The sequence below is a fragment of the Phaeodactylibacter xiamenensis genome, assembly GCF_965229835.1.
Taxonomy (GTDB): Bacteria; Bacteroidota; Bacteroidia; order Chitinophagales; family Saprospiraceae; genus Phaeodactylibacter; species Phaeodactylibacter xiamenensis.
In genome coordinates this window covers 377515-399022 of sequence record NZ_OZ245931.1, presented here as the reverse complement: position 1 = coordinate 399022, position 21508 = coordinate 377515, and the positions used below count along the sequence as shown (strand labels likewise).

Genomic DNA, 21508 nt, shown 5'->3' with positions numbered 1-21508 from the left:
CGAGTCAGCAGACTCATGGCTTTTTCAAAAATAGACTTTTTTTCATGACTTTGTGTTTCTAACATTCTGATTACATGCTTTTAAATCATTTAATTAGAAAAATACTCCTAAAAATAAATTGCCTTTTATCCCTTTCATTGCCAATACTTTAAGGCCTTGGCGTCTGCTTGACAATTGGTAATGCCAGCTGATGCCCCTTACTGCTTTCCAACCGGATCAGATACGTGCCATCCGCCAGATCAGGCAGCAGGCGGATCGTTTGCTCACCAGCCTGCCAGACTTGCTGCTGCCGCTCAAGAACCTGCCCGGAGATGGATAACAGTTCAAGCGTATACTGACTGTTGTAGGGCAGGTGGAGCTGTACATCTATGTACTGCCCAAATGGATTGGGCGTGGCCTGCAAGCGTAATTCGCCCTCTGGCAGTTCGAGTACCTGTGTGGCCGCATTTACCCACAGGTCATAAAGCCCCTGGCCTGTACAGCCTGCAAGATCGGTACGGGAAAGAATGGCCTGATAATGCCCCGGCAGGCTATACTGATGCTGTGGGCTAACCAGGCTGCTGCTCTGTCCGTCCCCAAAATCCCAGGCGAAAGCACCTGTGGCTTCTGCGGGGCTGAACTGTACTTCTGTTTCTGTAGTCACTTCTACGGCCGGCTCCACCGTAAAGCTTGCGTCAGGTTGGTATACCTGTACGGTAGCTTCCAGTGGCTCAGACTCACAGCCCCGGTACATCGTTTTGGCATAAGCGGTATAAGCAGACTGAATGCCCTCTATCATTAACGCAGGAGTTTCCTGTAATAAGTTTCCATCGGCTGTTTCCCAGCGCACGGAAGCTTCCTCATTCGGAGCCTGCGCGTAGAGCACGACATCCGTACCCCGGCAGACCGGATTGTCAGCTGACCATTCCACTTCCGGAGCTGGAATTTCCACCTCAAGATTTTCAAGGGCCACGGTATCCGTGAAGGACAAGCCATTTGCACCGGTAATAGTTACGGTATAATCACCGGTGGTCAGGCCTTCCAGGGAAGCCGTATGCGCGCCGGTATTCCATTCGTAGCTGTAAGGTGGCTGCAAGCCACTGACCATGGTGATGCCCAGTGTACCATTGGCATCCGCGGCACAGTAAGTGCTGCTTTGGGCATAGGTAGCGCTCATGGACTGTGCTTCGAAAACGAAGGGTTCTACAAAACTACCTTCGATGCCGTTGGGCTGGAAAGATAATTGCTGTGCGGCCAAATGAACCCGGTCCGTGCTGGCATCATACATGAGGAATTCGACTGTTTCGCCAGCCTGCGCGCCGTAGACAAACAGCGGTGCCCGGTAAGCATTCAGCGCTGATACAAAACTCACCGGCGCAACGCCCCGGCATTCGCCATTGACGTAGGCAGCTACCCGGTCTCCTTCGTCCAGACTTATTTCTCCGCCAAATTTCAGCATTGAAGTAATTACCATGCTAGAAGGATAAGCGGAGGGGTCAATCAACCAGGTAGTGGGGTCTGCAGGCGTGAAGAGCGGCGAATTACTGCCCATGCCATCGCTAACAGGCTCAGAATTCAGCGGTGTGGTTGCCCCCTGGTAAAGTAACGGGCCTGCTTCTCCCACCAGTATCTGGTAGGCAAAATTGGGGCGCATCACTTCCATACCAGGGGCAAAAAGCCATTTCATTAATCCTTCATTGTACTCAGCAATCATGTTGGGTGGAAGGCTAAGGGCTACCGGATCCTGTGGAACCGTTTGCAGGCGGTCGCCATCACGGATATTAAAGAGATTGAATGCATCATTAATCCCGACCGTATCCTGTAATGGATAACCGATCTGATTCCAGCCCTGCTCCAGCACTATCGGACCGAAAGTTGCATCACGCCCGGTCACCCGTATCGTATCATCCAGACCGCCCAGGTATAAAATATAGCCCTCTTCTGCCTTAATGCTGTCAAGGCCATTTGTACTAATCCAGCCTACTCCTTCTACATAGCCAGCTGAGGACAATTCTGTCTTTATGATGTCTCCGTTTTGCAGTGACTTCAGCTCCCGGAGCTGTTCACCCACCGACATATCGGTTTCTCTATTATTGAAGGACAGCCAGGTCAGCCCACCACCCCCATCGCTCTCTCCATTCACTGGGATGTAGCGGGCCCGGTCGCGGACCCGGTCCACAAGTAGACCCTCTGGTTGACTAAAGGAACCTACGAGGGTCGTTTGGTCAAAAAAGATACTGTCAACCGGATAAGCATTATACTCCTCGCCGGGGTCAGCGTCCCACACCCTGAATTCGAGCGGCTTCCCGATATCCTCCGGATTGCCATATACCAGCATAAAGGCCGCGTATTGACCAGTTTGCGTACTCGCTATCCGTGCCACGCCCCGGATTTCATTACCAATCCAGGCACTGAGGACGTCCATGGTATCTCGGGAAGGGGCATTTCCAGGAGGTTGGGTATACTGATAGTTCGCGACCACCTGCATAGAATTGGAATACTGCGACGGGTCCACCTCCCAATAAGGCGGACGAGCCAGTACATTGACTTTGATCCGGATATTGTCAACACCTGCGTTAGCCAGGTTAGAGTTGGACACTACGCTCAGCACAACAGTGGTATCCCCTACCGGTAACAAGCTGCCATTGATATTGAATTGAACAGGCAGCCCATCAGAGGTAGAGACTATACCGTTAGGAGGAGTAGCCTGCAGCCATGGAAGCCCCACAAGTTCAGGAATAGAGAAGCCAATGGTCGCTCCTGCCCCTTGATTAGTATTGAATAAGACCGTATTGAGTATCCCCTCGCTATCCTGATAAATCGTGGTTTCCAGGAAGGTGTCCTGCACGAGAATATCTCTCGCGACTACCCGGAAATCCCATTTGAAGGTATCCCTGGCCGGTACGGTATTTCCATTGGCATCTAATGTTTCCTGTACAATACCCTGAGCGTTTCTGAGCAGAGGGAAGGGATTTCCAAATTCATCACGCAACCCGGAAACCTTAATGGTCAGCAACTGATTATCAAAGGGCTGCAACGTCTCAAGCAGGGAGGAAGGTGCGAGTGGGAGAAACACCAGTTTATTCTCGGTCGGATCACACCCAAAAGTGCCAGGAACAGTGTCCTGCGCTAATTCGTTGACGACTATAAATGAAGCTTCATTCAGTGTAGCACAGTCTATTTCTCTATTGACCTTCATGCTGATTTCATCGCCAACCTGCCAGACCAGATCGGAAGGTTCAAAGAGGGCAAATGCTTCGCCCGCTTGTCGGCGGATTTGCCCGCGGATGATATTGGATTGAACTACGCCATCGGTGCCACAAGCAGCCACAGCTCTAACTTCATAAATACCGTCCGGATACTTCTGGTTTAAATCCGTGATGTCCCAGGTGAAAAAGAAACGGGGAGATACCCCCGGTCCAAAGTTCTCCATGTCGTAATTCAGCAGGGAATCCTTATTGACGATATAGCGGGGCTCGAGTTCAGTGAACGGTATGATTTCCCAACCCGAGCCATCACCGATACGCCGGTATTCCAGATAGATTTCCTCCAGGTTGGGATTTTTGGAATCATAATCGCCCACTTCCAACACGATCGCCTCCCGGCTGTCTGCCTGGAAAGGATTGCGGCGGGTGATGAGCCAGTCGTTGCCTGGTGAGGCGATACTAATATTGCTGCAAGGAGATTTGAAGTAGGCACTAACTACCACCGTATCCCTACCATCTGGTGTAAAGGTGTCTCCGTCGGCGCAAAACGGTCGCATTATGATCTCGACATTCTTAACTTCGTAACCATTGAAAGGCCGGTTTACGGTCAGGGGGAAAATCAGGGATTGCCCTGCATTGACGAAAGTAAATGCTTGACCGGATGCATCTCCTCCTCCTATCCCTAAACCATTGATCTTAATTTCTGCGCCATTTTCGTTACTAGCTGCATTATGATAAACGTAGAGATCTCTCTGCTCACCAAATGGGTTCAGATTAGTGAGCTTCACGTAGAAAGTCGCGGGTACATTTGGATTAAGCTCCCGCTGTTCCAGAAAATCAAATGTGGACTGCGTCACTGGATCGTTTAGAGAAATATCAAACCGGTCACGTAGTATAGCTCCGGCCTCAGGGGGACAACTAGAACGCCCACCAAGGAGCTGGAAATATGGTGTATGACCAGATATCCGACCAGATATTGAAGTAACACTGAACTGGTCGCCGGGGTCATCATCGGTATAAGTATAGGAAACCGTAGATTCGGTTGTTATCTCCTCATAGCGTTCATCGGACCACTCAAAAGCAGAATTGAAAGTGGCGCCGACTCTACCCTCGCTGTCAGATACCTCTGTAACTAAGCCGAGTCCGGCAGATGCTGAAAATCCTAGAAGAACACCAGCACTGATTGAAAAATTCAAGTACCCTTTCTGGGTGAATTTTGAGCCGCGAGACCGCACTGAAGTTGAGGATTTTTCGATAGTAACACCCGCAGAAAACGTTGTATTCTCGACATTGGTAACAACAGCGCTCGTTGGCGCCTGTGCCACAGCTTCCGGTATTTGTGAAGTAGCGATTTGCAGAGAGTCGAGATAATAATCTACAAGTCGGGTGGACCGTTCGTACTTCTCAGCGACACCTGTATTAAAAATCAGAGGCTGAAGACCTCGAGTCAACGTAACAGAGTCCTGCGCAAGAAAAGTAACTACGGCGGGATCAGTACAGAATAAATCCTTAGCGGCCTTGGCTTTATTTACGCGATCAGCAAAATATGTAAAATCCACATCACCACCAACTTTTTTCGCAGCTTGCCAAAGTTGAGTGGCATTGAGGACCTCTGTACAAAAATTATGATGAGGCAACGACGTTCTGCCGTGGTAATCCAGGACCAATTCCCAGTTTTGGGCACGGGTCTCTAGGTCTTTTATTGCTTCAGTTGGTGACTTCTCCACTCCTGCCTCCTGTATCACTAATGATCCAGCCCTCACAGAATCAGCTTGCGCTTTCAATTCCTTCGCAATTTGTTTGATTTGCCCGACCGTGTAACTCCAGTCGGTTTTAATTGCGTTGGGCTGAATCGATAGCTCCTGGATTTTTTGAAAACTACAACTCTCCTCGCTAAACGAGATCCGCTCGGAAAGCCCATACTGAATGGCCATGCCTAAACCCACCAGTACATCTGCATCCTCACCAACAAAGTCAGGTGCACTTGAAGTAGATATAGTTTGTTTAGTGGTGAAGGACAGGTTCACCGATGACTCATCCGTTTCGCCGCCGCCGCCGGCAAGTTGGGCATCAACATAAGCACCTACTCCTCCCACGGTGAAAGCGGTTTCCAAATCAACACTGCCACCAAGTTCGAAGCCGAAAGAATTCGACAGAGACTTCGTAATGGTTGTCCCTTCCTCTATTGAGCTAAAGCTGCCATCACCCGGAGGGTCCCGCAGGATCATTACGGGCAATTTCACCTGTCCATCCTCATCAATATCAACGATAATGTCACTGCCTGGCAGTGGTGAAGAGCCAATTACAACCACCGGAATGGTCCGCTCAGCCAGTAAATCCCCCTGGCCTGAGAAATACTGTACGTTTATCCCCTTCCGGTACGGGGGGACTAGGTTTGGGGTACCTCCAATAAATTCATGCCGTTTAAAATCACCAGTAGATGGCTGGAAGGAAAGCGTATCAAGGGAATTTTTGAGTGCAGCGCTATTATTGACAATTAGATAGCCTCCCTGTACATCGCAATCCACGCCCTGATGAAGTTCAGTAACACTTAAATTGATATTGTAGGGCATATTGCTATACAGAAAGCGTGGCTGAGAAGGATCGCAGGTAGGGCGCTGTCCGAATTCATTGGCTATGGTAATCGTTGCGGGTTTGTGGTACACTAGTTCCCGTTCTATCAACGAGTCTGTGTTAAGTTGAACAAAGTTGCCAAGCTGATTAAAGCCCGTGTTTTTCTGATGAAAAGCTGCCAGCTCAAGGTTGAAAGGCCGATTTTCCAGGTAATCAACAATCAGGTTATTCTCCAGCGTAAGGGGTGCTGCGCTGACTACTCTCGCTACCAATCCATCCAATGGGGGTAAATCTATCGTTACCCGCCCGTTTAGGGCGGTTTGGCGTATCCGTTTAAAGCAACCATCCCGAGTAGAAACTTCGACATCAAAGCGGCCATTGCTGGACGCTGCGAATCCGCATATGTTATTAACCGCTACTTTAACCGGGTAAGACAGCTGATCTTCAAAATTTATGATTGTCTGCTGGGGCACAGGAACACTAATAATATTACTTGAGGTAGAGACAAAATTATGCAAGACGCGGCTTTCGTTCGGCGTGCCCTGATTTCTTACAAAAATGCTATCCGCCACAATCTCAATACGAGTAAGCCCCTCCAGATAAGGATTAAGAATCAGGGAGTACTGCCCATTCTTATCCGTTTGTCCAGTTTCTACCACCACTATGCTGTCAGACAAAATATGTCGTGCCCGGACCGTTATGCTGTCTATACTGCAGTTCGTATTGGCATAGTCAATACGGCCGGTGGCTACATAAGCAGTAGTATCAAAGAAGACTATGTTAGACCGCAGATTATTCTCTGGAGAAAGATTAAACGTTTGCTTCGGCTTAATAAAACTATGGTTTCTGAACTTTACCCCCAGTTCATAGGATACTGGTTCTTCACCAATATACATTCCGGGGATAACAAATTGCCCGGAATTATCAGTCTCAGCAACATAGGTATACAACTGCCCTTCCACAATACCGCTGGCAGTCAGCGATGCACCCGAGACGGGGGCATTGCCCTGTGATGTTCGCACTTCCCCTTCAAGCTGTCCATTTCCTTTGGAGAAGCCCACATCAGATTTTCCAGAATCAAGGGTGCCGTTAACTCTTGCCCTAACCGTATAAACGTAAGGTCTTCCAGGCACTCCCTCGCTGTCATTAAGAAAGAACTCATTGGGTTCAAGATTAGCAATTATTTCCTCATCACGGTAAACCAAGAATTCAGAAACACCAGCGCCGTTGTACTCCCAACTTATACGAGCCCGATTGGGTAAGGTGCCTCTCGTAGCAGTAACGTTGAATAAACTGGAAGAAGAACCGCTATTCTCCAGTTTACCTATACTTTGGCTTGAGCCATTGGAATAATAGTATATTCCGTTAATCAGGCGATAACTCCTAAGTGAGTAATTGAAAATAGTGTTGGGCAGAGGGTCGTATGGAAAAAAGACGTCTCGGTATGTTCTGGATCCCGCTGATGAGATAAGGAATGAGTCCTGATTACTACCAATGTTTCTAGTTAATAAGAATCCATCCACATTACCTGCGAAGTCCATTGACCAGTTTAAATCCACCCAAGTGGGGTTACCCGTAGTTCCACCAAGGCCCTGAGGGTCCGGAGGGCGAGGATAGATAATTTGAACCATAGCGGGCTCCGATTCAAAAGAATTTCCATTTATTTTCTTCACCGCAACAGCGTTGTACGTATAAGTAACCCCGGGCTTAGGCGCCTTATCTACCTCTTCAAAGGTTTGAACCTGACCGTTATAATTATAAAAAATGGTATTAACATTTTCAGTAGGCTCACCCACAGCACTACGAGTTATTTTAAACTGACTTACGCCAGCTGCGCTGTAATCAAAGGATAGGACTGCTGAGCCAACCGTGGTATTTGCAACAGCCTGAAGATTATTGGGCGGCAACAAGGAAGGAAATTGTGCCTGCACAGTAGTTGGACGGGATTGATACACCATGTTTTCTCTGCTCAACAAGGCAACTACACTATACGTTGGGGTAGAGTTTGGAAAACCCTCCGCATCATAATAGCTCCTCGCATTAAAAGGCACATCAGCTACCGGTATCTCATCTCGAAAGATACGGAAGCCACTGACCACATTACCATTATAACTCCAATTTAATCTAACCGCATTGGAATCAGCAACCGGGGTAGCGGTTAGTGGTACGGGCCGGGCAACCTCCGGGAAGGTAACAGTTATACTTTTCGGCTGGGAAATATCCTGCCGCCCATTTGAAATACGAACTGCACGAACTTCATATTGATAGGTCTGATCAGGTTTTCCCTGTGTATCTACGTAAGCAAGGGAGTCTCCCCGCAAGGTTTGCTTCACGGGCAAGCCATTTCGGCGCACCTCATAGTAAGAAACCTTATCATTATTATGACTCCACTGCAGCTTCACGGTATTGTCCCGATAATTCAGATTGGGAATTGCAGATAAACAGCGTACCGGAGGCAAAGTTGGGTAATCCACTCTACGTGAACGGGCACCTGCTTCTGCCTCTGAAAGCCGACGGCCCTCTTTCAACAAATAGGGGCTGCTTACGTACGGGTAGGAAGCACCGCTGATGCCTGTACTATCCATATAAAATGTACTTTTGTTTGCGGAGATTTCCAGGGCATCTAGCTCTGTAAGACCTCGGGAGACAAAAGCCCCATCGTATTTTCCTTCTGATAAAGAATACGAAGTAACCACCGCCTGCTCCTCCGGGAATAGGTGCAGTTGAAAGGCAGTCACCAGCGCAAAGCTGTCCTGCCTTGGTAAAGGCGGGACGCTAGCTACCTCAAAATTGTCTCTGAATAAAACCGTCCGGTTGCCGGTAGTCAGTCCACCTCGCTCCACTGACGCTAACTTGTGGCTTCCACCTTCTCCATCAACCAACAACTTCCAGTTGCCGGTACCAACTTTGTCGTGTAGCTGAGCCAACCGGAAATAACCCGAACTATCCGTAAAAGTGCGCAGTAGCAACTGATCCCCATTGTTTTCATCCACCAAAGCTACCATAATGCTGTTGCGATCATTGGTATAACGACCAGAGAGAACTTGCCCATGCAGATAGGCCGTACCCCGCCGCTGACCAGTGGTGTAAACAACCGGAGACAGACTACCTTCAAAATTGGCCTGCAGGCTGTACAGGTGGCGTACTCCAGGTTCCGCAGTATAATCGTAGTAAGACCTGGCTGTATTAGGCATGGTATCCAGCAATACGCCATCCCGATAAACGTAAAAGGTAGAAAATATGTAGTCCGGGTACTGCCATTGGAGTCTAACGTGCATAGGGACTTCACAGGAAGCATCAAATTGGGTGGGCGCTTCAAGCGATAAATTGCTTTGACTGGCCACGCTGCTCGTACCTGCTGCCGGGTCACTCAGTTCGGTACCGCCCGAAGTATGGCGGAATGCCTTTACTTCTATGTTGACAGCGGCTTGACCTTCTTTTATATTAGGAGTATAGTATGACAGGGACTCAAAGGGTTTAAGCGTATCGAATGGCTGATTATTAGCGGTAAGTAAAAATCCGTCAAAATTTGCATTATTTTTACTGTATACTCCGTCAATTTCTACCTTTATTGTACCTGGAATGGCATTATCAAGGCCCACCATTTGAGGGGCTGAAAGCGTCGGGAAATCAGCAGACTCGGCAACTGAAGGACCAATGAATATGGTATCCGGAGTAGATAGAAAAGGCTGTACCGAGTAAGTAACCATTCCTGGTACGCCCTTATAATCCCGGAAACTATAATCCATACCTTGCTTTAGTACAGTTTTTATGGGCTGACCGTTCCTGGAAACCAAAAAACCTGTGACATTATCGAAGTCCTCCGCACTTGACGGCCAACTCCAATTCAATAGCATAGCATTGTTCGGCTGTTCAGGCGTAAGGGTAAGCACAGATGCTGGCTGAAGGGCAGGAATAATCAAAGGCCCTGCGGAAGAAGGCACCGACTCCAGCAATGAGGGACCTTCATTTGCTTTTCGGTAGGCTGTTAGCAAATAATCATAGGACCGGCCTGGCTCAGCGTAGTAGTCATAGAAAAAGCGGTCATCCGGTCCCAGGACCGCCAGCAGGCTCATGTCCCGGTAGAGACGAAAACCGTCAATATTTGATGACTCATGCTGCCACACCATCGTCATTACGGCATCGCTATTAACATCATAATCGACGATACCCTGAAAGCTAGACGGAGCTGTAACCATTGGCATTGTATCCAGCAGCACACGGCTGCCAGTAACAATAGAGTCTCCTTTAAATCCATAGGCGACGATCCGGTATTGATAAATATAACCTCCACTTCCGCTAGTATCCACCATTTGCAGCGGCACAGGTGACTGATCATCCGTGATATCGATCAGCTGCCCTTCCCGGAACAGCTGGAAATGCAGCGTATCTCTTAGGTTACCGGAAGACTGATAGGACCATCCAAAAAATAAGCTATCCAGACCTGCTACCGTGGTTATGGTATCGACGCTAATGCTGCCATCAGTTGCTATTGGGTAGTTTTGACGGGCGGTGAAATGCAATGTACGGCTTAAGGGCTCTTCGTTTGCAAGGGTATCGCGCAGTTGCTGCCCATCAAAATTAAAGCCTGCAACATCAATAGGGCGTACCTCGAAAATAGATCGCCTGCCGAAGAATACATCCGTAAATTCAAAATATCCGAGGTAATCCGTATAAACTGTATCGCGCAGCGTATCCGGCGCCACTGCCGCACTGTAAACAACAGGAATATTGGCTATACCTACCTGAGTCGGTGTGCGCACAAAGCCACTCACCAAGCCTACCGGTGACAATTCTATCGTCGCTGTAGCTCGGGCAACAAGTTGATCCGCTTCATTCAGTACAGATATTTGGTAGCTGGAAGGAATACCAAAAGTTGGGACCCGGTCTACAAATGTAGTGGCAATGCTGTCCAGGGTAGCAATAAGTTCTCCATCCCTAAGGATAGTTAGCCTCTGCCCAAAGGTGCTTACATCAGACCAAGCTAAGTTAACCACCCGGTTATTAGGGGAGGATACATTTAAATTTATTGATTTAGTGCTTCCCTCATCACATACCAACTCTGGCAAAACGCGGTCGAGCTGATCATTGAAAGTCTGGATACAATAATTATAAGTGAAACCATTATTCAGGTTGTTGGGATTGTCCTGCGCAACTTCATCGACGAAACTGTAAAGCGTATCTCTTTTGATCGTGCCTGGCAAAGCTGCAATTAGCGTGGAGTCTCCGTTGCGCTCCCGAAAAATCAATATATTACTGGATAACTGAGACTTATTGACCCAACTCAATTCCACCCGTCCGGGGTGCAAAGTATCCGAAGCAATAAAGTTTTGCGGAAGTTGAAACAACTCAGACCGGCAAGAGGTAGTCAGGCTGGTGCACGACATCTCACCATTGCCACGAATAAATAAATTGAGCGTATAATCAACAGCACTGTCCGGACCGACAAAATGCCGGTAGCTATCTGTTAACAAACCATTAGCATCGTAGATGATATCGGAGTAAATCCGCTCGCCGTTGCCAAGCACCTCCAGGAGAATGCCATCCGGATAAGTCTGGCAACCTTCCTCAAACACCTTAAAACATTCCTCCTTTATGCTCCATGCCAAAGTAATAAATGCATCAGATGAGTCGATCACCTCGAAGGTGCTCTCCCGGGTCAGGGTAGACAGATCTGGCTGTATGGCTCCTGGATAGATAGTACCATTGCAAGACTGAGATATGAGGTAAATGGGGCTGCCTATCGCTGCCGTCACCTGCCCTTTGTTTGTAGCAGATACCGCCGAAGCAGCATTAATGGCGGTTTGTGACTGGGCGGTAACAGCGATAAATAGCAAGAAAATAATCAGACAGGAGTATAGTTGATTCCACATGAGAATTCAGTTATTTAGTCATTGACAAAAAGTAGAAGCCGGATTAGACACCGATACAGTCAGCCTCACCCCCCTCTTCTTAAATCAGCTAATGACAATATCGTCACGGTCGCACCTTGATAATAAAGCTCATGGTCAGATAGGGAGGGAGATTTGAAAATGGGGTTGGAATTACATCTCCATAATTATCTGTAGCTCCTTGTATATTAAACTTATGAGTATGTTTTCCATCCGTAGTTGTCTTTGGGCCGTCAGTTATATTATTCCAGCTGGGGCCCTGATTGTCATCATCGCCCATAATTGAAACAAATCCATTACCATTTTCATCTGAACTTTTCGGATAATCCAGTTTATGACTATGTTCACCTGCAGAATCAGTCTCGATATTAAGGATATTTATTCCATGTCCATGCGAAGCAAGGTTTTCAGACTTAAGGGTAGATGACTTGCTCCCACCAGTCTTTCCTGTGGTGTTGAACTCGGTTTGCTGATTATCAAATCCAACTGGAAAGCGTCCTTTTAAATTGGGAATTAAGAACTGCCCGCCATTACTCCCGTAAGTAGTACCAATAACAGCGAACAATTCCGGGTATTGTGCCTGCTGCAATGGACGACCGTCACAAACAAGCCATCCATCCAAATTAGCATCAACATATGCCGAAGGTCCTGCGAAGGGAAGTACTGTACCTACAGGCAAAGATAAGCCACCAAGAAAGGAACCCGATACAGAACTAGCCATGTCTGCTGTGGCAGCACTTGTGGCACGGTTAGCTGTATTGGAGTGCTGGGCATAAGGTACGCTAAGCAGGGGCACAGCATCGCCAAAAATATCGTAAGTGCCATCCTTTTCCAGGTCTACCTCTTGTTTGACAAAGTACGACCCGTTTTTCCAGTCTATATTAGTAAATACAGATCCAGGGCTAGGGGTACCTCCACCAATATTGAAGCCCATGATACCGGCTGTTGTCGTGACAACATCACCATGGATTTCCTGGTATTCGACGGTTCCGCTTGGGCTGTTTTTCAGAATAGATATACGTACAGCTATATTCTGGCTTGATACCAGGTTGTTACTAGCATCTCTAACTACTGCCTGATAACTTATGCTATTTGGCACCTGGCTGTAAAGGATGGAAGGCAAGCCTAGCAACGTCACGGTTAACAACGCAACAGAGAAGGCATGTAACGGACAAAAAGAACAGATGCCCCTTGATAGGTTTGGGTTTTTCATAAGATTGTTTATTTTGATTTGCTTCTCAAAATTAGAAGACATGATTGAATTGAAGCCGCACAATTCATTCAATTACTCGCACAAATTGGGTATACGATAAACCCGCTTTCCTGAATTGCTTGGGCGTAATCCCGTGAACCTTTTTAAATTGCCGGGCTAGGTAGGTTGAACTTGAAAACCCACAGGCGTAAGCAATCTCTGTAATATTTAGCTCATCTCTCTCAGCTAGCATTATTCCTGCCTGCTGCAATTTGCAAAAAGCTATAAGTCGGCTAGGGGACTTTTCAAAGGTTTCCTGGACCTTCCGGTAAAGCGTGGAGTGGCTTAGCTTCATGTACCGGCATAATTCCTCCACGTTGAACGAAGGCTGCACTTCAAGCAAATGCTTTATGGCTGCTAATAATTCCTTTTTGAAATTGGCACCCTTTTCTCGCTGCAGCGGCCGCAAGTTTACCAATTGAATTACGGTTTCTATAGCTAGGACCAACTCCACTTCTTCAAATGAGGACTCAACAAAGCTGATTACTCCGTGTAACCTAGCTCGCAACCGCTCATCTGTATTAGTTTTCAATTCATACCCAATAATTGGTATCTGACAGTCAACTATGGATTCAGCTTTTGCCAAATAGCTAAGGGCTATTCGCCCTACCAGTACTAAAACATCATATTTTAATATCTCGCGAAGGTTATCTGGAAAAGTCAGGTCTAAAACATCTGCTTCGTAGTTCTTTGATAAAAACTCTTTGACCTTCTCCAAAACAAGCTGGTTTGAGCCTATCAGCAATATCCAACATTTAGCCCTGCTGAGTTGGCTATCAGCAGAGACCTCTTTGTTGTTTAAGCTATCCATGTATGCAGTAAATGTTCAGCACAATTGCGTGCTGGTTAATTAAAAGAGAATAAAACAATTCTAAATGGTTCCTCAATGCTTTGAAAGCATTTCAATTGCCCTTACATACCGTGAAGAAAAATTCCGGATTATTGGAAGGCAAACCAGCAGAACTTTTCGATACTCCAGTACTGTTTACCAACTTTAAGGAATTCTCTACATTCCACCTGTTGAAAAACAGGGCCGACATTCGTAAAGCTGGAGCATTAAAATCGTGGGTAAGGTGCTAAGTAGAGGTTTACTTGTTTTGATTTGTCAGGAGACATCTTTTGGATGCAAAATTGAGTCCTCTCTAGGGGGCAATCGTTTTCTAAAAAACCTCTGTAAACAATTGACAACTAGGACTTTTTTGAAAGCCCTGGGTTTCTTAACCGAACACTACCGCTGACCGAACAAAATTAGAATATGTTATTACTTTAAAGCCGTACAAATCATTCAATTATTCGAATAAATCAGGCAAGCAACAAACTATATTTACTGAACTACTTGGCCTATTCCAGTAAAATTGTTTAAATTTCAACGCGCGCGGTAGGTTGTACTTGAAAACCCACAGATGTAGGCGATCTCCGTAATATTCAGCTCGCTTCTGGTTAGCAATATTGCGGCCTGCTGCGACCGGTAAGCTGCAATAAGCCGGTTCGGAGATAGATTGTAAACCTCCCGAACCTTCCGGTATAGCGTGGCGTGGCTTAGTTTCATATTCTGTGACAAATCCTGAATGCCGAATGATGGCTGTTCTTTAAACAGATAGCCCAGGGCGGCTAACAGTTCTTTCTTAAAATCCGCATCCTGCTCTTTTTCGGCTCCTTGTTTTGACACCAAGGACAATTCGTTTTCAATAGCTATAATCACCAGGGCGTCACAAGCATTTGACGATGTAGAGCTTTATTTAAAAAGAGGGAATATGGTTACCACACTGCCACTACCAAAACACCAGATTGGAGTCAATGGCATACTGGTTTTCTAAAGATACCGAATGGAATCCATCTTACAAAACAGCCACTTTGAAAAGAAGGCTGATTTAGTAGTGTTGCGAACCCTTTCCTTTGCTTTGTACCGTTTCAAATGTAGACTCAAAGGGTAAAGATTCCGAGAGAAACTCAGGGAACAGCGATGTATACTCAGGGAAGGGAAAAACAGGCGGTTATTGTATGCATAACAAATTGCACTACCTGAATAGCCTGGAAGCATTCGTGGATCAGCTGGAGCAGATTGGGAAGCTCACACCCCGCAGCTATCACGCTTAATGTAGAGGGTTGCACCCCTGGTATTGACAGCTGGTGTTCACTTTCTGTTTGGTGCAATTTGTTATACGCAGGCTGTTATCCCACCACCTCCCCAAATAAATCATAATCCGTAGCCTCCGTAATGCGAACTTCCGCAAAATCCCCTACCCGCACATAATGCTCGGCGGCTTTCACCAGGACTTCGTTGTCGACCTCGGGGCTGTCACCCTCCGTGCGGCCTACAAAAAACTCGCCTTCCTTACGGTCGAAAAGGACTTTCAGGGTCTGCCCTACTTTCTCCTGGTTTTTGGCTTCGGAAATGGATTGTTGGATTTCCATTATTTGGCTGGCACGCTCGGCTTTGACCTCGGCGGGCACGTCGTCCTCATACTCGTAAGCGATGGTGCTCTCTTCGTGAGAATACTGGAAGACGCCGAGGCGGTCGAACCGCATTTCTTCCACGAAGTTGCAGAGGTCCTGGAATTCTTCTTCGGTCTCGCCGGGGAAGCCTACGAGCAAGGTGGTGCGCAGGGTCAGATCGGGCACTTTTTCACGGGCAGTGCGGACCAGCTCCACGGTTTCCTCCCGGGTAATTTGCCGGCGCATGCGGTCGAGCACGGCGTTATTGGCGTGCTGCAAGGGCATATCGAGGTAGTTGCAGATTTCGGGGCGCTCCGCCATCACATCGAAAATCTCCGTAGGGAATTTGCTGGGATAAGCATAGTGCAGGCGGATCCACTCTATGCCTTCCACATCAGCAAGGGCATGGAGCAAACGGGGAAGCTCGCGTTTTTTGTAGATGTCCAGCCCGTAGTAGGTCAGCTCCTGAGCGATGAGCATCAGCTCCTTGACGCCAAAACGGGCAAGGTTTTTGGCTTCTTCCACCAGTGCCTCGATAGGCCGGGACACATGCTTGCCACGCATCAGGGGGATGGCACAAAAAGCACAGGTCCGGTTGCAGCCTTCGGATATTTTCAGGTAAGCATAGTGTTGGGGCGTGGTGGTGATGCGCTCCCCGATCAGCTCATGCTTGTAGTCAGCATTGAGTTTGGCCAAGAGGCCAGGCAGCTCCAGGGTACCAAAGTAGGCGTCCACTTCGGGGATTTCCTGCTCCAGGTCGTCTTTGTAGCGCTGAGAAAGGCAACCGGTAACATAGAGCTTGTCAATGCCGCCCTGCTTTTTGATCTCCGCATAATCCAGAATGGTATTGACGGACTCCTCCTTGGCCAGGTCGATGAAGCCGCAGGTATTCACGATGACCACGTTAGCATCCTCGTCATTGCTGTCGTGCACCACCTCGTAGTCATTGCCTCGCAACTGAGTGATGATATTCTCAGAATCCACCAGGTTTTTGGAGCAGCCCAGGGTAATGACGTTGACTTTATCTTGCTTTAAGGTCTTGGTTTTCATGTTATTCCGGTTTCGAGCCCGCAAAGATACGTCCCGGACTCCACAACATCAAACCCTAATGCCTGGTTGAGCCGAACATTTCAATATTTAGCTCTTTCTATAGAAAACCCAAATGAAAATTTCTGCTTTCCTTCCTTTCCTTTCTCTATTGGCAATGATGAGCTGTTCATCGACCAGTCAAAGCCCGCAGAGTTCAGCCACAGCGGGCAGAGGGGATACCACCTACGTTGATAATCCCCAAACGCTCGCTGATGTCCTCATCCGGGAGCCCGGAGTCAGCTTTCAGAGTGGCCAAATTACTGTACGCGGGCAGGCCTATCCGCTGTTCATTGTGGATGGCGTACCGGTTGGGCGCACCTACGGCGATGCGGTCAGCACGGTGAGTATTGAGGATGTCCGGTCAGTGGAAGTGCTCAAGAGTGCTTCCGAAACGGCGATTTACGGCCGGCGCGGTGCCAATGGCGTTATCCTTATCAATACCCGGTAATCCGCTACAGATCGCTGCGGGTTACCCGCCAGTAAGCCAGGTAGAGGAACAAGGCGCTGTAAACGAGCACGGTAATTGAAGCTTCCCAGGGCTGCAAATAGATGCTAAAGCCATACTTTGAGGTGAATTCATCGGCCATCTCCAGGAAAGGCAGAGCAACCAGGTCTTCTACTGCATTCATCGGATAAAAATGCATGCTGCGGTGCTCTACGATTTGCAAGTGTACACCCCACCTTAGGATAAGCTCAATGAACATGATGTAAGCCAGGTAAAGAAACAGGGCAATCCCCGTACGCCGGATCATAAAGCCCAGAAAAAGGCCAAAGCTCATGTACCCGAAGCACATGAGGAAGTACCGGGGGATATAATCAGCATGCTGCCAGACTTTGTGCCAGTAGATGGCTTCCGTGTTCAGGTACCCGATGGCAAAACCACACAGGGCATAGTATAGCGCTGCCAGCAAACTCACCACCACGATCAGGTAAAACTTGCTGAGGAAATACTGTTGCCGGCTCAGCCCGGTGATGATGTTCTGTCGCATGGTGCGATAGCTATGCTCTGTTGTCACTACTACTATGGATAAGAAACCAAAGAAAAAGAAGCACAACCAGTTGCCGATGTAGCCCAGGTACTGCCATACGGTAGGGAACATGAAAAACACCTCATTGGAGTTAATAGGCGGCGGCAGCTCGTCAAACCGCAATCCGGTAAGTAGTATAGCGGGCAGTAAAACGAGGTAGCAAACCGAAAACAGCCGGAAAGAGGTCAACTTCCGGATTTTCTTCCATTCCAGTCGGAGTAAATACAACATGAGGTTTATTGGTTGGCGGTGATTTCCAAAAATTCAGCTTCCAGGCTTTTCTTTACGATGCGCAGGTGAGAAAGGGTGTGTCCCTTACTGAACGCCCACTCATTGATCGCGGCAGCCGGCGTTTCATTTTCCAGGTGCAGCAACAGGATTCCATTGTCCTGCAATTCTGCTTTTTTGATGCGGCTGTCTGTCTTGAAAGCAGCTTGCAGCCCGGGCATGTCCCCGGCAGCGACTTCTACCAGAAAGTCGTCGCTAATGATCGCGCCTACCGTGCCGGAAGCGAGCAGTTGACCATTTTTGATGATGGCGACATGGGAACAAACCTTTTCCACCTCATCCAGGATATGGCTGGCCATAATGATGGTCTTGCCAGTCTCGGCAATCCGTTGCAGGGTGTTACGGATTTCGGCTATGCCCTGAGGGTCGAGCCCGTTGGTAGGCTCATCAAAAATAAGCACTTCCGGATCGCCGACCATGGCGGAGGCTATAGCCAGGCGCTGTTTCATACCCAGAGAGTAGGTGCGGAATTTGGAAGTACGCCGCTCGTAGAGATTGACCAGCTTCAATAATTCATCAAAGCGGGGCGCTTTCACCTGTTTGATGTGGGCTACGATCCCCAGATTGTCGATGGCGTTGAGGTAGGGGTAAAAATTGGGCGTTTCCAGCAAGGCACCTACATGACGGCGGGCATCACGGCCATACTGCCCTTCAAACCACTCGAAGGAACCGCTGTCCGGGTGTGTAATGTCCAGGACCATCCCCAGAGTGGTGGTTTTCCCACTACCATTAGGCCCCAGGATACCGTAAGCCATCCCCTGCTCCACTTCCAGGCTGAGTTCATCCACTGCTGTGATGCGGCCGTACCTTTTTGTCAACCCGTTGATTCGTAATACATTCATTTGAGGTCGTTTTTCCAATGGTGAAACTAATAAACGGAATTCACCTGAGTGAATAGCTTTTTTAGGTTGAATAGCCCGATTTTTTAGATGAACCAAGTGCCCGGATTCACGTTTCATCCCCGAACACCATCAACTGAATATGTCAAAATCTTACCGCACGCTCCGCCTTGTGTTGGGCGATCAGCTCAATCACAAACACTCCTGGTACGAAGATAAAGATGCCGATACCCTCTACTTTTTGGCAGAAATGAAAAACGAAACGGGCTATGTGCGCCATCACATCCAAAAGGTCGTCGGTTTTTTCCTGGCTATGCGCCATTTTGCAGGCTACCTGAGCCAGGACGGGCACGAAGTGTTATACTACACCTTGGATGACGAAAGCAATCAACATTCGGTGACCGCCAATATTAAAGCGCTAATCGAAAAGTACTCCATTCAACGTTTTGAATATCAACTGCCAGACGAATACCGCCTCGACCATGAGCTCAAAAGCCTGTGCGGGCAATTGGATATTGAAACAAAAGCGGTAGATACCGAGCATTTCCTTACCGCCCGGGACGAGGTGGAATCCTTTTTTGCCGGCAAGAAAACCTACCTTTTGGAAACCTTCTACCGGGATATGCGCAAACGCTACAACATCCTGATGGAAGAAGACGGGAAAACACCGCTGACCGGCCAATGGAATTACGATCAGGACAACCGCAAGAAGCTGCCCAAAAAGCAGGACATCCCAAAACCCCTGCACTTCAAACGCGATGTCACCGAAATTGTGGAGCTGATCAAAGCAGCTGGTGTAGAAACGATTGGCAGGATTGATCCGGAGTACTACTTCTGGCCAGTTACCCGGGACGAAAGCCTGGAGCTCCTGGAACATTTCACTAAAATCCGCCTTCACCTCTTCGGCACCTATCAGGATGCAATGACCGACCGGGACTACCTGTTATTCCATTCTAAACTGTCCTTCGCCATGAACGCCAAGCTGCTTTCACCTCTGGAGGTTGTGGAAGCATGCGTCGATTACTGGGAAGGGCATCAGGAGCAAATTGACATCTCGCAAATTGAGGGTTTTGTGCGGCAGATCATCGGCTGGCGGGAATTTATGCGGGGCATTTACTGGACCAAAATGCCGGAGTATGCCAAGCTAAACTACTTCGAGCACAAGGCTCCCCTACCCGACTGGTACTGGACCGGCAACACGAAGATGAAGTGCCTGCACACCGCCGTGAATCAGTCGCTGGACCACGCCTACGCCCACCACATTCAGCGCCTCATGGTCACCGGCAACTTCGCCCTCCTCCTTGGGGTCGACCCCGATGAGCTTGATCAGTGGTATCTCGGTATTTATATGGATGCCATTGAGTGGGTTGAAATCACCAACACCCGTGGCATGAGCCAGTTTGCTGACGGCGGTATCGTGGGCACCAAGCCTTATGTCTCCAGTGCTAACTACATGCACAAAATGAGCGACCATTGCACCAACTGCGCCTACGACCGGAAGAAGAAAGTCGGCAAGGATGCCTGCCCCTTCAATAGCCTCTACTGGGACTTTTACGACCGCCACACTGATAAATTAGGCAATAACCCGCGTATCGGTATGATGTACCGCATCTGGAATAAAATGGACAGCGAGCAGCAAGAAGCAATTCTCAAGCGGGCTGAATATATAAAGGCTAATATCAACGAGTTTTAGCGTGGCCAGAGCTCTATCCGGTCATCATGCAGCCGCACATCCATTTCCTTTGCTGTAGCCAGCCATTCGGTGAAGTAAGCGCCCAGCATCTCCTTGCGCCAGCCATCTCCTATGGCTTCCCGGGCGGTTTCCTCCCCGCTTCTGATCGACTTCAGAATCTGACGGGGCACCACCATATTGATGGAAATCTCCTCCTGAATGCAGCGGTACTTGATCACGTGGTAGAGCAGCTCCATGAGCACGTCTTCTTCCGGAGAGGTGTCGGATTCGTACGGCAGGTGCTTTAGGATTTCCAGCTCTTCAGGAGTGGCTTCCCTGGTGTACAGCTTTTCAAACTCATCCCCATACTTTTTGGCCAGTTTATCCGGAATACGGCGGTTTTGTTTAAGGGCGTTGGCACCGGAGGCAATACCACGTACAATGTGGCTGATATACTTTGCAGGCAATACCATCTCTTTGGAGTGGTCCCGCCGCTCAGCCGTGGCATTGCGCCAGGCAAAAAGCCGTAGCAGAAATACCCGGTCTTTCTTTTTCAGGCTGCGCATGATGTTGCTGTTCAGCGCATCGTGGTTGGGGTCCTTATAATAGTAGGCTTCTTTTTCCAGGTGGGCGAATTCTTCGACCGCCCAGTGCGTACGCCCTCGTTTTTCCAACTTACGCTTCAGAGCCTCGTGCAGCTGAGGCAGGGGAATGACATCATCCAGGGCATACTTCAGGGCTTTGGTATCGAAAGGGCGTTTTTCCCAGTCAGCCACTGCATACCCTTTCTTGAGGTGCTGTCCGGTTTCTCCTTCCACCAGTTTGCGGAAGGAAGTGGGATAATTGTACCCGGCAAACCCGGCAGCAATCTGGGTATCGAAAACATTCTTCGGCAGGGTGCCGTACAGATTGTAAAGGAGCCGGTAGTCATTATCACCAGCATGAGTAATTTTCTCAATCCCTTCATCTTGAATAAGCCTGAGGAAAGGCCCAAGGTCATCCTTCAGCTTAATGGAGTCGATCAGGTAGAGCCCTGCATCAGAAATGGTCTGAATCAGGCAGAGCGTGGTCCGAAAGCGCTTTTCGCCCACAAATTCAGTATCGAAGCCCATCCACTTCAGGCCACGGTGGGCCTGATAGAAGTCTTCCAGTGCCTGAGGGGTTTCAATCAGTATGTAAGGTGGTAGTCTGTGCGACATCTTGTAGTGCTAAATAACAAATAGTGATTGCTATATCAGAACTGCCGGGAGGACT

The 21508-nt window shown here is 48.4% G+C and carries 10 protein-coding genes; 2 read left to right on the top strand and 8 right to left on the bottom strand.

The genetic code is table 11. The features are described from left to right. Window positions 1-148: 148 nt before the first annotated feature. From ACO08I_RS01455 to rimO, 5 genes are all read right to left on the bottom strand, one after another. Window positions 149-11632 (bottom strand): PKD domain-containing protein, encoded by an 11484-nt coding sequence (locus ACO08I_RS01455; protein ID WP_421948258.1) that lies wholly within the window; start codon window positions 11630-11632, stop codon window positions 149-151. A gap of 103 nt (window positions 11633-11735) precedes the next feature. Beyond that, entirely contained in the window at window positions 11736-12863 is a 1128-nt protein-coding gene (locus tag ACO08I_RS01450) for a phage tail protein (RefSeq protein WP_282775817.1), read from the bottom strand. A 64-nt stretch (window positions 12864-12927) separates the two neighbouring features. Beyond that, on the bottom strand, window positions 12928-13713 hold the full coding sequence (locus ACO08I_RS01445) for a helix-turn-helix domain-containing protein (RefSeq protein ID WP_282775815.1): 786 nt from the start codon (window positions 13711-13713) through the stop codon (window positions 12928-12930). A 555-nt stretch (window positions 13714-14268) separates the two neighbouring features. Next, window positions 14269-14571, bottom strand: coding sequence for a helix-turn-helix domain-containing protein (locus tag ACO08I_RS01440; protein ID WP_421948257.1), 303 nt, complete (start codon window positions 14569-14571; stop codon window positions 14269-14271). A gap of 503 nt (window positions 14572-15074) precedes the next feature. Continuing rightward, window positions 15075-16388, bottom strand: a complete 1314-nt coding sequence (gene rimO / locus ACO08I_RS01435) for a 30S ribosomal protein S12 methylthiotransferase RimO (RefSeq protein ID WP_421948256.1) — start codon at window positions 16386-16388, stop codon at window positions 15075-15077. A gap of 112 nt (window positions 16389-16500) precedes the next feature. Between rimO and ACO08I_RS01430 the strand changes: the two genes are divergently transcribed. Continuing rightward, complete coding sequence (locus ACO08I_RS01430; protein WP_421948255.1) at window positions 16501-16875, top strand: TonB-dependent receptor plug domain-containing protein; 375 nt, start codon at window positions 16501-16503, stop codon at window positions 16873-16875. 4 nt (window positions 16876-16879) lie between these two features. Here the strand turns inward: ACO08I_RS01430 and ACO08I_RS01425 are convergent, their stop codons facing one another. Both ACO08I_RS01425 and ACO08I_RS01420 read right to left on the bottom strand, forming a co-directional pair. Continuing rightward, a complete protein-coding gene (locus ACO08I_RS01425) occupies window positions 16880-17686 on the bottom strand; it encodes an ABC transporter permease (protein ID WP_421948254.1) in 807 nt (268 codons plus the stop codon). Between the two features lie 5 nt (window positions 17687-17691). Continuing rightward, window positions 17692-18585 (bottom strand): ABC transporter ATP-binding protein, encoded by an 894-nt coding sequence (locus ACO08I_RS01420; RefSeq protein ID WP_421948253.1) that lies wholly within the window; start codon window positions 18583-18585, stop codon window positions 17692-17694. 139 nt (window positions 18586-18724) lie between these two features. On the opposite strand from ACO08I_RS01420, the gene ACO08I_RS01415 reads away from it, so the two are divergent. Continuing rightward, window positions 18725-20275: a cryptochrome/photolyase family protein gene (locus ACO08I_RS01415; protein ID WP_421948252.1), complete on the top strand. Its 1551-nt coding sequence runs from the start codon at window positions 18725-18727 to the stop codon at window positions 20273-20275. Here ACO08I_RS01415 and ACO08I_RS01410 read toward each other — a convergent pair. Continuing rightward, the gene (locus ACO08I_RS01410) at window positions 20272-21453 is read right to left on the bottom strand and encodes a ribonuclease D (RefSeq protein WP_282779911.1); all 1182 of its coding nucleotides are present in this window, start codon (window positions 21451-21453) and stop codon (window positions 20272-20274) included. The genes ACO08I_RS01415 and ACO08I_RS01410 overlap by 4 nt on opposite strands. Window positions 21454-21508 lie beyond the last annotated feature (55 nt).

Bases quoted from the DNA above. Each gene is read 5' to 3' on its own strand.
- ACO08I_RS01455 (WP_421948258.1), bottom strand. From the start codon at position 11,632: ATGTGGAATCAACTATACTCCTGTCTGATTATTTTCTTGCTATTTATC.
- ACO08I_RS01450 (WP_282775817.1), bottom strand. From the start codon at position 12,863: ATGAAAAACCCAAACCTATCAAGGGGCATCTGTTCTTTTTGTCCGTTA.
- ACO08I_RS01445 (WP_282775815.1), bottom strand. From the start codon at position 13,713: ATGGATAGCTTAAACAACAAAGAGGTCTCTGCTGATAGCCAACTCAGC.
- rimO (WP_421948256.1), bottom strand. From the start codon at position 16,388: ATGAAAACCAAGACCTTAAAGCAAGATAAAGTCAACGTCATTACCCTG.
- ACO08I_RS01430 (WP_421948255.1), top strand. From the start codon at position 16,501: ATGAAAATTTCTGCTTTCCTTCCTTTCCTTTCTCTATTGGCAATGATG.
- ACO08I_RS01425 (WP_421948254.1), bottom strand. From the start codon at position 17,686: ATGTTGTATTTACTCCGACTGGAATGGAAGAAAATCCGGAAGTTGACC.
- ACO08I_RS01420 (WP_421948253.1), bottom strand. From the start codon at position 18,585: ATGAATGTATTACGAATCAACGGGTTGACAAAAAGGTACGGCCGCATC.
- ACO08I_RS01415 (WP_421948252.1), top strand. From the start codon at position 18,725: ATGTCAAAATCTTACCGCACGCTCCGCCTTGTGTTGGGCGATCAGCTC.
- ACO08I_RS01410 (WP_282779911.1), bottom strand. From the start codon at position 21,453: ATGTCGCACAGACTACCACCTTACATACTGATTGAAACCCCTCAGGCA.